This window comes from Pseudomonas sp. TE12508 (assembly GCF_056279485.1).
On the sequence record NZ_JBWCCN010000006.1, the window covers coordinates 84,260 to 98,148 of the forward strand.

Below are 13,889 nucleotides of genomic sequence, written 5' to 3' on the forward strand. Positions count from 1 at the left end.
GATCGATGTGCATTCGCAGCGTCAGCCAACCTTGCAGCATCGCCCATGAAGGTCTATCAACAAGACTTCATTCATCTTGAGTGCCTGTCATGACTACCCAGACCAATCGCCAGTTTCTGCTCGCCAAACGTCCCGTGGGCGCGGCCACCCGCGAGACGTTCACCTATCAAGAAGTACCGGTCGGCGAGCCGGCGACGGGTCAGATCCTGGTCAAGAACGAGTACCTGTCCCTGGACCCGGCCATGCGTGGCTGGATGAACGAGGGCAAGTCCTACATCCCTCCGGTCGGCATTGGCGAAGTCATGCGTGCGTTGGGCGTAGGCAAAGTCATCGCTTCGAACAATCCGGGGTTTGCCGTGGGGGACTACGTCAATGGCGCCCTTGGTGTGCAGGATTACTTCCTCGGCGAGCCGCGAGGTTTCTACAAGGTCGATCCGACACTGGCACCGCTGCCGCGCTATTTATCCGCGCTGGGCATGACCGGGATGACCGCCTACTTCGCCCTGCTCGATGTCGGCGCGCCGAAAGCCGGCGACACCGTGGTGCTATCGGGCGCGGCCGGTGCGGTGGGCAGCATTGCCGGGCAGATTGCCAAGATCAAAGGCTGCCGGGTGATCGGCATTGCCGGCGGCGCGGACAAGTGCAAATTCCTGATTGACGAGCTGGGTTTTGATGGCGCCATCGACTACAAAAACGAAGATGTACACGCTGGCCTCAAACGCGAGTGCCCGAAAGGCGTCGACGTGTATTTCGATAACGTCGGCGGCGATATTCTCGATGCCGTGCTGAACCGGCTGAACATGAAGGCGCGGGTGGTGATTTGCGGTGCCATCAGCCAGTACAACAACAAAGAAGCGGTCAAAGGCCCGGCCAACTATCTGTCGCTGCTGGTCAACCGCGCCCGGATGGAAGGCTTTGTGGTGATGGATTACGCCGCGCAGTTCGCCGCTGCCGGGCAGGAAATGGCCGGCTGGATGGCCAAGGGGCAGCTCAAGAGCAAGGAAGATATCGTTGAAGGACTGGAAACGTTCCCGGAGACGCTGATGAAGTTGTTCAGCGGCGAGAATTTCGGGAAGTTGGTGTTGAAGGTTTAACCCATACCCTGAAATGACCACAAAACCAATGTGGGAGCGAGCCTGCTCGCGATGGCGGCGGATCAGCCAACATTCATGTCGACTGACACTCCCTCATCGCGAGCAGGCTCGCTCCCACATTTGGATCTTCAGTGTTTGGTTAAGCGAGCTCTGCCACTACATCGGCCAACGCCTTCGCAGGATCCGCCGCCTGGCTGATCGGACGACCGATCACCAGGTAGTCGGAACCAGCCTCCAGCGCCTGACGCGGGGTCAGGATGCGGCGCTGATCGTCCTGGGCGCTGCCCGCCGGACGAATCCCCGGGGTCACCAGTTGCAGCGACGGGTGCGCGGTTTTCAGTGCCCGGGCCTCCAGGGCCGAGCAGACCAGACCGTCCATCCCGGCCTTTTCCGCCAGCGCGGCCAGGCGCAGCACCTGCTCCTGTGGCTCGATGTCCAGACCGATACCCGCCAGGTCCTCACGCTCCATGCTGGTCAGCACGGTCACGCCGATCAACAGCGGTTTCGGGCCGCTGCGCTGATCGAGCACTTCACGGCAGGCAGCCATCATGCGCAGACCACCGGAGCAGTGCACGTTGACCATCCACACGCCCATTTCCGCGGCGGCCTTGACGGCCATGGCGGTGGTGTTCGGGATGTCGTGGAACTTGAGGTCCAGGAACACTTCGAAGCCTTTGTCGCGCAAAGTGCCGACGATTTCCGAGGCGCAACTGGTGAACAGTTCTTTACCGACTTTGACCCGGCACAGCTTCGGGTCCAGCTGATCGGCCAGCTTCAGTGCGGCGTCACGGGTAGGGAAATCCAGGGCGACGATGATAGGCGTCTGGCAGGCGGACATGAGTGGGCTCTCAGGCAAGTCGAAATCGGCGCGCATTGTAGCGGAACCAGCGCCGCTGCGGGACCCGGTGATCGGTAATTCGTCGTCGCGGCTTAGACAAGACTAGCTCCTGCGGCAATTGTGTCGAGTTCGGTACACACACGACACGCCTACAACACCCTTCAGCGCTACCCTCGGCAGCCGCAACAGGTCCTACAGCACTTCCCGCCTCACGGCCGGACGCCTATGCTGAAGCCACAACCTCGCAGCCTATCTTTGTGGTTGGCAGCCTATCTGGCAGATGAACGCACGCATGCACAACTCCCCAGCACCTCTGAACGACGATCAAAAAGCGCCGGCCGACGATAAACGCTGGAGCATTCGCGCCCTGATCGTCGACGATGACGTCCCGATCCGTGAACTGATGATCGACTACCTGGCCCGGTTCAATATCCACGCCAGCGGTGTCACCGATGGCGCCGCCATGCGTCAGGCGCTGCAAGCCGAGCATTTCGACGTGGTGGTGCTCGACCTGATGCTGCCCGGCGAAGACGGTTTGTCGTTGTGCCGCTGGTTACGCGCCGAATCGGACATCCCGATCCTGATGCTCACCGCCCGCTGCGAACCCACCGACCGGATCATCGGCCTGGAACTGGGTGCCGACGACTACATGGCCAAGCCATTCGAGCCGCGGGAGCTGGTCGCACGGATTCAGACCATTCTGCGTCGAGTGCGCGACGACCGCACCGAACAGCGTGCGAATGTTCGCTTCGACACCTGGCGTCTGAACAGTGTGCTGCGCCAGTTGATCGCCGCCGATGGCCTGGTGGTGCCGCTGTCCAATGCTGAATTCCGTTTGCTCTGGGTGTTCATCGAACGTCCGCGCCGGGTACTCAGCCGCGAACAACTGCTGGACGCCGCCCGTGGTCGCTCGATCGAAGCGTTTGATCGCAGCATCGATTTGCTCGTCTCGCGCCTGCGCCAGAAACTGGGTGATGACCCGAAAGCCCCACAGCTGATCAAGACCGTTCGCGGCGAGGGTTACCTGTTCGACGCACGAGACATCGGCTGATGCGTGCGCGCTTCGATACGCTGTTCGGCCGCCTGTTTGGCGTGCTGCTGCTGGCGATCGTACTGGCGCACCTGTTGGCGTTCTTCTGGTTCAGGAATTACGGTCCACCGCCTCCCCCGCCTGCGCCGTCGGAATTTTCCGAGCGCTTCGACGGACAACGCCCACCACCCGACCCGCGCTTCGGCAACCGGCCGCCACGGCCGTGGTTCGGCGGGCCGCTGGTGCCGCTGACCTTTCAGTTTGTCTCGCTGATCATCGCCGCCTGGTACGGCGCCAAGCTGCTGACCCGCCCGATTCAACGTCTGAGCGACGCCGCCGAGCGCCTGAGTGAAAACCTCGATAGCCCACCGCTGGATGAGTCGGGCCCACGGGAAGCGCGGCAAGCGGCGCACACCTTCAACCTGATGCAGAAGCGCATTCTTGAACAGGTACAGCAGCGCTCGCGGATGCTTGGCGCGGTGTCCCATGACCTGCGCACGCCGCTGTCGCGGCTCAAGCTGCGGCTGGAACAGATCGACGACGACAAGCTGCAAGGCCAGATGCGTCAGGACCTGAACGACATGATCAGCATGCTCGACTCCACTCTCACCTACCTGCACGAACAGCGCACCAGTGAGGCACCACAATGGATGGACGTGCAGGCGCTGGTGGAATCCCTGAGCGAAAACGCCCAGGACCAGGGTTCCAATGTCCAGGCCAGCGGCCATTGCGCGCCGTTGCAGGTTCAGCCGATGGCCCTGCGCTCGTGCATCAATAACCTGCTGGACAACGCCCTGCGTTATGCCGGGGACGCGCTGATCTCGCTTGAGGACAGTCGCGAGGAACTGGTGATCCGGGTCATCGACCATGGCCCGGGTATCGCGGCGGATAAACGTGAAGCGGTGTTTGAGCCATTTTTTCGCCTGGAAGGTTCACGTAATCGCAACTCCGGCGGCGTCGGCCTGGGCATGACCATCGCAAGGGAAGCAGCGGAGCGGTTGGGTGGGCAGTTGAGCCTGGAAGAGACTTCCGGTGGTGGTTTAACCGCCGTCATTCGCCTGCCCCGCCTCTAAATCACACACAAATCCAATGTGGGAGCGGGCTTGCTCGCGAAAGCGGTGTGTCAGGTTTAAAACGTAAAGGATGTCTCCGGTTTCTACCCGAGCAAGCCCGCTCCCACAGGATCTGAGCCAGGCCAATATTCGTGTGTACCAATCGGTACAAATCCCACATACCCACGACAACTTGCCCCTTGAGGCTGGATAAGCCGGTGTACCCACCGGTTTCCAATAAGGAGTGAGCCTAATGATCGGTAGTATCAGCAGCAACTACACGAGCTATACCAGCACCAGCAGCACCTCCACCAACAGTGCCCGCAGCCAGCAATTTCAGAAAGAACTGCTCGCCAAGCTCGACAACAACAGCGATGGCGCGGTGGATCAGGACGAGCTCACGAGCGCCCTGTCACAGAAAACCGATGACGGTTTGCTGGTCAGCCTGAGCAAGAACTTCAGCGACCTGGACAGCGACGAAAGCGGCAGCCTGAGCAGTGAGGAAATGGCCGCGATGGCCCCTCCACCGCCACCGCATGATCAGGCACCGAGCACCGAACTGGCCGATGCGCTGATCAGCGCTCTGGACACTGACGGCGACGGCGCCATCAGCAGCGATGAACTGAGCAGCGGCCTGAGCAATGCCGGCAGCACGGCCGACAGCTCGGAAATCTTCTCGGCGCTGGACAAGAACGAAGACGGCACCGTCAGCCAGGACGAACTTGTCGCCAGCCTGACCCCGCCGCCACCGCCACCTCAGCAGATGTCCAGCGAAGAGCTGTTCAGCCAGCTTGATACCGACAGCGACGGCAGTGTCACAGCCACCGAACTGAGCAGCGCCCTGGCCAGCGACAGCACCTCGTCGACCAGCACCGACACCAGCGCCGCACTGCTCAAGATCCTGGACAGCGACAGCAGCGGTGGCGTGAGCAGCGATGAACTGAAAACCGCCCTGCAAGCCGGCCGCGAGCAGAACACTGACAGCTCCACCAATCAGTTCAACGTGACCGAAGCGCTGAACAAAATGATCGCCAACCTGAGCAAGCAGTATTCGCTCGACAACGTGGCGACCGTGGGCAAATACCTGAACGAGGCGACCTGAGTCAAAAGCTTCGCGAGAGTTTGTGGCGAGGGGGCTTGTCGGAACGCCGCATCGCCCCGTTCGGCTGCACAGCAGTCGTAAAACCGGCGAGTGCGGTTTGCCTGAAAACCGCGATTGCAGGTTTTGGGGTCGCTTCGCAACCCAACGGGGGCAAGCCCCCTCGCCACAGAAAGCCCCCTCGCCACGGGTTTTATGTCGATCATGAGTAATGCGGTGTTGATAGGGGCGTCATCGCGAGCAGGCTCGCTCCCACAGAGGGAATGCAGTCAACTGTGGGAGCGAGCCTGCTCGCGATGGCTGTTCTGCAGGCAACACACCCTCTGATGCTCAAAACACCCACCATGAAAAACCCGCCCTCCCATGCAACCGGAATGGCGGGTTTTGTCGTTTCAACTCACACGGTATCCACCTTCAACGAATGGTCATTGAGCATGCCGTTGATGATCGTCGCCGTATCCGCGCCGCCGGCAATCACCCCGCCCGCCCCGGGGGTGACGCCGTAGTGGCTGGCCAGGTTCACGCCGGCAAGGTCGATGGTCTGGTTCGGCGTAGCGCCGGCCATGGCGCTGACGTCGATGCTGGTGATGACCGATGCGCCGCTGCCGCTGACGGTGAAGTGCAGGTAGTCATCCAGCGATGCCGCGGTGCCGTTTTCCCCTTGCAGCAGTTGCGACAGGTCGAGTTTGTCGGTGCCTGGGGTGAAGTCGGTGATGACGTCGTGGCCGCTGTTGCCTTTGAGCCACTGGAAGGTGTCGGCGCCGCTGCCGCCGGTGAGGGTGTTGTTGCCCAGACCACCGATCAGGAAGTCGTCGCCGCCCCCGCCGTTGAGCACATCGTTGCCCAGACCGCCGTTGATGATGTTGCTGTTGTTGTCGCCCATGAGGCTGTCGTTGAAGTTCGAGCCTGTGAGGTTTTCGATGCCGGTCAGGGTGTCAGTGCCGGCGCCAAGGGTGTTTTGCGCGGTGATCAGGCTCAGGTCGGCGGTGACTCCTGCAGTGGCGTGGGCATAGCTCGCGGTGTCGTTGCCGGTGCCGCCATCGAGCAGGTCATTGCCCGCTCCGCTGAACAGCAAGTCATTACCGGCGCCACCGTGCATTTCGTTGTTGCCGGTACCGGCGGTGAGTACGTCGTTGCCGTCGCCGGCATTGATGACGTTGTTGCCAGCGCCCGCCACCAGTACGTCGTCACCTGAAGTGCCGGTCAGCGTATGGCCGTCCTGATAGCTGATGGTCACATTGGCCGAGTCGCTGCCGCCGTGGTTGTCGTTGGCGGTGTAGGTACCGTGGAAGTCCGGCGTGGTGTCGTGGGCTCCGGCGTAGTTGACGGTCATGGTCAACTGGTAGCTTTCCGAGCCCTTGCCGCTGTTGCCCGGACCACCGTCGTCGATGTTGGTGATGTGGATCTGGTACGTGCCGTCCGCCGAGGCGGTGATGATCTGGCCGTCAGCGATGGCAATGAAAGCGCCGCCGTTGACCGAGTACTCCATGGTGACGTGGCCGGCCGCCAGGTTGTGATCCAGGTTGAGGGTTTCACCCTGCTTGAGGTTGACGGTGATCTGATCCTCGTCGTTGGTATTGTTGTTGCTGACCGCCCCCAATGCCCCGCTGACCACCAGTACCGCGGTCATGGCTGCGGTGTTGGCGACGAATGCGCTGCGGGCGATGGTCACTGCCTGGTTATTTCCGGTGAAACTGAAGTTCGGATTGGTACCGGTAAAGTCCCCGCCCTTGGCTGCCCACCCGGTATTGAAGGTGGTCGGCGATGCCGTGAGCGCATCGCCATTGACGTCGCTGTCGTTGGCTAGCAGCAGCTCGCCCGGCACCACAATGCTGCCCGACAGAATATTGGTGATGACATGGTCATCGACCGCCACCGGTGGCGTGTTCGGAATCACATTGATCACCAGCGTGGAACTGGTCAGATCGCCGTCGTTGTCGCTGGCGGTGAAGCCGATGTTTTCGGTGATCACCGCGGTCGTGGTTTTCTGCGAGAGATAGGTGTACTCGCCGGTATCGAGGTTCACCAGCAGCGTGCCGCTGTTGTCGGTGGCGATGCTCAAGGTGTTGTTGGCGGTGTTGAAGGTGCCGTGGTTGACGCCGCCGCTGAAGATCAGCGAACCCTGATTGCTGTTGCCTTTGGGGTCATAGGTATAAGTGGTGCCATCGACGGTGATGGTTTTGATGAAGCCGCCATCGGCGCCGAACGTACCGCCCTCGCCCTCGCCCAGCAGCAAGCCGGTGACCGGCGCGCCTTGTACGGTGCCCGAAAGTACCGAGTTGAGTTGATTGAGGTCGGTCACTGCCACGGCATTAGTGTCGGTGTGCGTGCTGCCGTCATAGGCCACTGGATCGAGGCTGTCGTTACTGACGCCGCTGCCCAGGCCGATGGCGTAGTTTTTGATGCCATTGGCGTCGAGGAAGGCTTTGAGCGCGGCCTCGTCCGCGGTGCCGATGTCGCCTTCGTTGGGTTTGCCATCGGAGAAGAAGTAGCCGACGTTCTGCGCCCCGGTGAGTTTGCCCGAGGTATCGAACGCGGTTTGCATGGTCGCCACGGCTACGTCGTAGTTGGTCCCGCCACCCGCCGTCAACGTCGCGATGATCGACTTGGCCGTCGCCACATCGACCCACACCGAGGTCTGGTCCGTGGCGCTGCTGCTGAAGGTGACGATCTGCACCTTCACGTCGCCCAGATTGTCGTACTTGTCGAGCAGTGCGCTGATCGCCTGCTTGGCCAGGTCCAACCGCGACAGGCCCGATACGCCGGAGGGATCGTCCATGCTCCCGGACACGTCGATCACCAGCAGCAGGTTGGAGTCGATCTGCACCGCGGGCACCGAACGGTCCGAGGCGACGGCGTTAGACGGCACGTCATCGACGATGCTGACCACAAGGGTGCCGGTGGTGCTGTTGCCCACCGAATCGGTGGCGGTGTAGGTGAAGCTTTCGTTCAGGGTGTTCGCGCCGTCGTTGGCGTTGGGCGAAGTTTTCGGCGCCGAGGTCAGGGTGTAGGTGTAGCTGCCGTCGGGGTTGAGCAGGATCTGCCCGTAGGTTCCGGTGGCGCTGCCGACCAGGGTGTAGGTGATTGCGCCGCTGGCGCCGGTGACCGCACCGACCAGCGTACCGGAGCCGGTTTCACCCGTGTTGCCAGGCTCGCTGCCGGTGACCGTACCCGCCGCCAGGTCCTGCCCGTTCTGGGTCAAATCCAGGGCTTTTTCGTAGACCGTCACGTCGGTATCGGTGGCCGTTACGAGGCAGTTGTTGGACACGTCGATGGAAAGCGTGGTGGTGCTTTCATCGCCGTCCGCATCGCGCACGGTGTAGGTGAATACATCGGTGGCGCCCGCCTCGCCGACCGAGTTCGGATTGCTGTGGTACACGGCGTTGCCGCTGGCATCCAGCGTCAGGTAGCCGTAGGTGCCGTTGATTTGGCTGTTCAAGCCGCCGATGGCCGAAGTCGAAGTGTCGCTTCCAGCGCGCACGCCGACCACTGCACCTCCCGATGCAGGGCCGTCAGCACCGAGCACATCGTTGTGCAACACGTTGCCGCTGACCGTACCGCCCTCTACCACCGCGACTGAATCGCAGTAAGCAGTCGGCACGTCATCGACGATGTTGATCACGATGGTACTGGTGACGCTGTTGCCTAGAGAATCGGTGGCCTGATAGGTGAAGCTTTCGCTCAGGGTATTCGGTCCGTCGTTGGCATGGGGCGTGGTCGCTGGTGCGGACGTCAGGGTGTAGGTGTAGCTGCCATCCGGGTTGAGCAGGAGTTGCCCGTAGGTGCCGGTGGCGCTGCCGACCAGGCTGTAAGTGATCGCGCCAGTGGCGCCGGTGATGGAACCGGCCAGCGTGCCGGAAGCGGTTTCGCCGGTGTTGTCAGGTTCACTGCCGGTGACCGTGCCTGCTGCCAGGTCCTGTCCATCCTTGGTCAAATCCAGCGCTTTTTCGTGAACCGTTACGTCGTTATCGGGGACCACTACCAGGGAGCAGTTGGACACGTCGACGGTAATGGTCGTGGTGCTTTCATCGCCGTCGCCATCGCGCACGGTGTAGGTGAACACGTCCGTAGCACCCGGTGCACTGACCGAGTTCGGATTGCTGTGGTACACGGCGTTGCCGTTGGCATCCAGAGTCAGGTAGCCGTAGGTACCGTTGATTTGCGTATTCAAACCGCCGATGGCCGAGGTCGAAGTGTCGCTGCCGGCGCGCACGCCGACCACTGCACCACCCGATGCAGGGCCGTCAGCGCCAAGCACATCGTTGCCCAACACATTACCGCTGACGGTCCCGCCCTCCGCCACCGCGACTGCATCGGCGTGAGCGGTGGGTACGTCATCGACGATATTGATCACGATGGTGCTGGTGACGCTGTTGCCCAAGGGATCAGTCGCTTGATAGGTGAAGCTTTCGCTCAGGGTGTTCGGCCCGTCATTGACGTTGGGGGTGGTCACTGGCGCGGAGGTCAGGGTGTAGGTGTAGCTGCCGTCGGGGTTGAGCACTATTTGCCCATAAGTCCCGGTGGCGCTGCCGACCAAGGTGTAAGTGATCGTGCCAGTGGTGCCGGTAACCGAGCCCACCAACGTACCGGAGCCGGTTTCACTGGAATTGCCCGGCTCGCTGCCGGTGACGGTGCCTGCTGCCAGGTCCTGGCCATCCTGGGTCAGATCCAGGGCTTTTTCGTTAACCGTCACGTCGCTGTCGCTGGCTGCTACGAGGGTGCAGTCCGCCACGTTGATGGTGATGGTTGTGGTGCTTTCATCGCCATCAGCATCGCGCACGGTATAGGTGAACACATCCGTGGCGCCCGGCGCGCTGACCGAGTTCGGGTTGCTGTGGTACACGGCGTTGCCGTTGGCATCCAGAGTCAGGTAGCCGTAGGTGCCGTTGATTTGCGTGTTCAAACCGCCGATGGCCGAAGTCGAAGTGTCGCTGCCGGCGCGCACGCCAACCACCGCACCACTGAGTGCCGGACCGTCGGCGCCACCGACGTCATTGTTCAGCACGTTGCCCGAGGCCGTTGCGCCCTCGTCGATCGTGGCGAGATCAGGGTTGGCGGTGGGCAAGTCATCGACGATGTTGACGTTGATCTGACCCAATGCCGTGCTGCCATCGAGGTCGGTGGCGACGACGTTGAGGTTCTCGGTGATGCTGTTGGTGCCGTCGGCGTTCGGATGGGTTTCGTTATCCGTCAGGGTGTAGCTGTAGCTGACCACGCCAGTCGTGCTGTTGAAACCGGTGATGGTCAGCGTATTGCCGAGCGCAGTGACAATCGATTGCGGGAAGCCGGCGGCCACGCCATCGGTGACCACCGCGATGCCACCCACCGTCAGGGTTTGCAAACCGTCGAGGGCGGTGACGGTGAAGGTGCCGCTTTGGGTCAAGGCAGGTGTGTTGGGGCTGGTGCCGTCGCTGAGGTTTTTCTCATAAACGTTGAGTTCGCCGCCGTTGACGTTCAGGCCATCGAGGGTCACAGGGTCATCGTTGTTGTGAATCTCCAGCACCAGGTTCGCGGTGCTGGTATCGCCATCGGCATCCGTCAGGGTGTAGGTGAAGGTTTCCGTGGCGCTACCGCCACCGTTCAGGGCTTTGAAATCGGCGTCGCTGCTGTTCAGGGTGTAGGTGTATGTGCCGTTGGGGTTGAGCACCAGGGTGCCGTAAGTCCCGTTGAACGTGCCGCCGATGATCGGCCCACTGTCGGGACCGGTGGCAATGCGGTCGGCGCCCTGGAGGTCGTTGGGCAGCACGCTGCCGGTCAGGGTCAGCAGGGTTTCCGAGGCGGTATTGGCGTTGGTGTCGTCGATCGCTTTGGGCACATCGTCAGTGATGTTGACGTCCAGCGAACCGGTGGCGGTATCGCCATTGCTGTCACTTGCGACCACGGTGAACTGTTCACTGAGGTTGTTGGCGCCATTGCCAGCCGAGTGGGTTTCGTTGCCGACCAAGGTGTAGCTGTAACTCACTACGCCGGTGGCCGGGTTATAGCCGGTAATCGTCAGGGTGTTACCCAATTGAGTGGTGATCGACTGCGGAAAACCGGCGGGCACACCGCCACTGATCACGTTGATCCCGCCGATGTTCAGGCTGGTCAGCCCGTCAGCAGCAATGACTGTGAAGGTGCCGCTTTGAGTCAGCGCTCCGGGGTTGCTGGCCGAACCTTCCGCCAGGTGGGCTTCATTGAGGGTGAGTTCGCCCCCCGCCGCCGACAGGCCAATGAGGGTAACCGGGTTATTAGGCGCGCCTGCCCCCCCCGCACCACCTGCGCCATTGTCGCCGTTGTCGCCGTTGTCCGGATCCCGGCGCTCCAGGGGGAATTCGGGAATGCCGTTGAAGCCTGCGGTGGGGAAACCAATGATGGGGTCGACCCTGCCCGCCACTTCCTCCAGCAGCACAAAACTGTGGCCGCCGCCCAATCCACCCGGCGCGCCCGAGGCGCCCGGTCCGGCGGCAGTGGCTTCACCTGTTTGAGTCGGGTCGGCACCGGCGGCAATAGCTTTTTGCAGCTGCTCGACATCAGTCAGTTGCGCCTGACTCGGCGTCACCGCATCGGCGGTCTCCACGTGCGGGACCTGATGCGTCAGTAATTGGGCCGTCATCTGCAGGCTGCTGTCACGACCCAGGGTCAGCTCCTGGCCATTTTTCAACTGCACCGCCACCGCGCCTTCGGCCCCGGTGACCAGTTGCTCGCCGGCAAACAGCCGATCGCCCTCGACCAGGGTGCGTCGGGTGCCATCACCCGCCACTGCGTACACCTGACCGATGACCTTACTGACGATACCGATGAGCGTTGCCATGTGCATTTCCTCCGCTGCCAACTGCTGTCGGCATCCTGTTTGCGCGAAGAACGTGCCCATGGTTCAAGCAGGTTGGCCTGACGGATCGTTTGCCGAGAAAGCGTTTACCTGACGTAAACCACTGCCTCCCGACACTTTCGCCAGGCGTGTCGCTCGCAAGGGGAATTTCTGGATCGGGATAAAACCCTGTGCAATCAATGGCATCGGGATCCACTTCCAAAATAACCGCCCTGCTAACGATGCGTAACGGTTTTGAATCACTTGAGTGACAAAAAATTGTCGCCTCTAAACCGTCTCGCTTCCCTCCCCTCCAGCACTTCTTCGCTCTGTGTCGAAAAGTGGATTGAACTTTCCTCAAGCCCTTCGATGCTCCTGAGAGCTCATAAACAAAGGCTTTCGCATTGAACAATGTGCTGGATTTTTCAGAGCGCATAAGTTTTTTTCGGCATAAGCGTTATGAGAAATCCTTCTTAGCTTCGCGTCAGGATGTTCTTAGCTCTGTTGTAACAAGGGTGAGACGGTTTCACTTAAAAATAACGTCAAATATTTGGCGACTCACTAAGTACCATCAGGAATCAGGGAGAGGCATCCATGCGCGTTTTAACCCCCCTCTGCAGCGCGATTTTGCTGGCCATGGCCTGCACTTCTCAGGCTCAGGCGATGTCATTGACCGAGGCGATCCAGAGCACCATTGCGACCCACCCGGAACTGGCGTCGCGGGTCGACGCCCGGCTCTCGGCCGACGAGCAGGTTAAAGTCGCCAAAGGAGGCTTTTATCCCTCGGTGGATTTGAACGCCGGCTACGGGCGCGGGTACAGCGATAACACCACCACTCGGGCGCAAGGCAATCACCACACCGAAATCCTCAACTACACCCAATCGGAACTGCGCCTGCGGCAGATGCTGTTCGACGGTTTCAACACCTCCAACGAGGTTGCGCGCACCAAAGGCGTGGCCAACTCGCGAGCCTATTACGCTCAGGGCACCGCCCAGGATCTGGCCCTGCGCACCATCGAGGTGTACCTCGAAGTGCTCAAGCGTCGCGAACTGGTGACCCTGGCCAAGAACAACCTGCAAGCGCACATGCGGGTCAATGATCAGATCGGCCTGCGCACTCAGCGTGGGGTCGGCAGCAACGCCGACTCCGACCAGTCCACCGCCCGCCGGGCACTGGCGCAAAACAACCTCGACACCGCCGAAGTCGATCTGGCCGATGCCGAGACGAATTTCTACAGCGTCGTGGGGCGCATGCCCGATGAACTCGAAGCACCGCCATCGACCCGCGGCGAATTGCCCGCCACCCTGCCGGAAGCCCAGCAGAGCATGGTGGAAAACAACCCGTACCTGAAATCCGCCCAGGCCGATGTGCAATCGGCCGAAAGCCAGTACGAAGTCGCCAAGTCGCCGTTCTACCCGCGTTTTGACGCTGAAGCAGCGGTGGGCGCGAATAATAATATCCAGGGCGACGAAGGCCACGACAACCAATGGCGAGTGGGTGTGGTGATGAACTACAACCTGTTCCGCGGTGGCAGCGACAAGGCCCGGCTGGCCTCCGATGCGCACCAGATCAACCAGGCGCTGGACATCCGCAACAACGCCCTGCGCCAGCTCAACGAGAACATCCACCTGGCCTGGAACGCCATGCTCAACGCCAAGAAACAAACCCCGACCGCCCGTGAATACGCCGAAACCACCACCCGTGTGCGGGCCGCGTATCAGGATCAGTTCGGCCTGGGTCAACGGACCTTGCTCGACTTGCTCGACAGTGAAAACGAGCTCTACAACGCCAACCGCCGTTACACCGAAGTGCGCTACACCGAGGAGTTTTCGATGTACCGCGTGCTGGCGAACATGGGTCAGTTGCTGAGCAAACAACGGGTGGTGCTGCCTGCCGATGCGATCGCCGCCACCGAAGTGAAAAACGAAGCTCGCTTGCCTGAACTGAAATGAAGTAGCTCAACGTGACCAATTGTGGCGAGGGAG

7 protein-coding genes are annotated in these 13,889 nt (G+C 61.3%); 5 read left to right on the plus strand and 2 right to left on the minus strand.

Annotated elements, in window-relative coordinates; translation table 11 throughout:
- Window positions 1–89 precede the first annotated feature (89 nt).
- Window positions 90–1,094, plus strand: a complete 1,005-nt coding sequence (locus ACZ9IM_RS09920) for an NADP-dependent oxidoreductase (protein WP_476223808.1) — start codon at window positions 90–92, stop codon at window positions 1,092–1,094.
- A 139-nt stretch (window positions 1,095–1,233) separates the two neighbouring features.
- Here ACZ9IM_RS09920 and pyrF read toward each other — a convergent pair whose 3' ends face one another.
- Window positions 1,234–1,932, minus strand: coding sequence for an orotidine-5'-phosphate decarboxylase (gene pyrF, locus ACZ9IM_RS09925; RefSeq protein WP_192343951.1), 699 nt, complete (start codon window positions 1,930–1,932; stop codon window positions 1,234–1,236).
- A gap of 292 nt (window positions 1,933–2,224) precedes the next feature.
- Between pyrF and ACZ9IM_RS09930 the strand changes: the two genes are divergently transcribed.
- The 3 genes from ACZ9IM_RS09930 to xopAW all read left to right on the plus strand — a co-directional run bounded on the left by ACZ9IM_RS09930 (window position 2,225) and on the right by xopAW (window position 5,116).
- Complete coding sequence (locus ACZ9IM_RS09930; RefSeq protein ID WP_476223809.1) at window positions 2,225–2,983, plus strand: response regulator; 759 nt, start codon at window positions 2,225–2,227, stop codon at window positions 2,981–2,983.
- Window positions 2,983–4,035 (plus strand): sensor histidine kinase, encoded by a 1,053-nt coding sequence (locus ACZ9IM_RS09935; protein ID WP_476223810.1) that lies wholly within the window; start codon window positions 2,983–2,985, stop codon window positions 4,033–4,035. The genes ACZ9IM_RS09930 and ACZ9IM_RS09935 overlap by 1 nt, the downstream gene beginning before the upstream one ends.
- A gap of 232 nt (window positions 4,036–4,267) precedes the next feature.
- Window positions 4,268–5,116 (plus strand): XopAW family type III secretion system calcium-binding effector, encoded by an 849-nt coding sequence (gene xopAW / locus ACZ9IM_RS09940; RefSeq protein WP_476223811.1) that lies wholly within the window; start codon window positions 4,268–4,270, stop codon window positions 5,114–5,116.
- 394 nt (window positions 5,117–5,510) lie between these two features.
- On the opposite strand, the gene ACZ9IM_RS09945 is transcribed toward xopAW, so the two are convergent.
- The gene (locus ACZ9IM_RS09945) at window positions 5,511–11,906 is read right to left on the minus strand and encodes a retention module-containing protein (RefSeq protein ID WP_476223812.1); all 6,396 of its coding nucleotides are present in this window, start codon (window positions 11,904–11,906) and stop codon (window positions 5,511–5,513) included.
- 591 nt (window positions 11,907–12,497) lie between these two features.
- Between ACZ9IM_RS09945 and ACZ9IM_RS09950 the strand changes: the two genes are divergently transcribed.
- Complete coding sequence (locus ACZ9IM_RS09950) at window positions 12,498–13,856, plus strand: TolC family outer membrane protein (protein ID WP_476223813.1); 1,359 nt, start codon at window positions 12,498–12,500, stop codon at window positions 13,854–13,856.
- Window positions 13,857–13,889 lie beyond the last annotated feature (33 nt).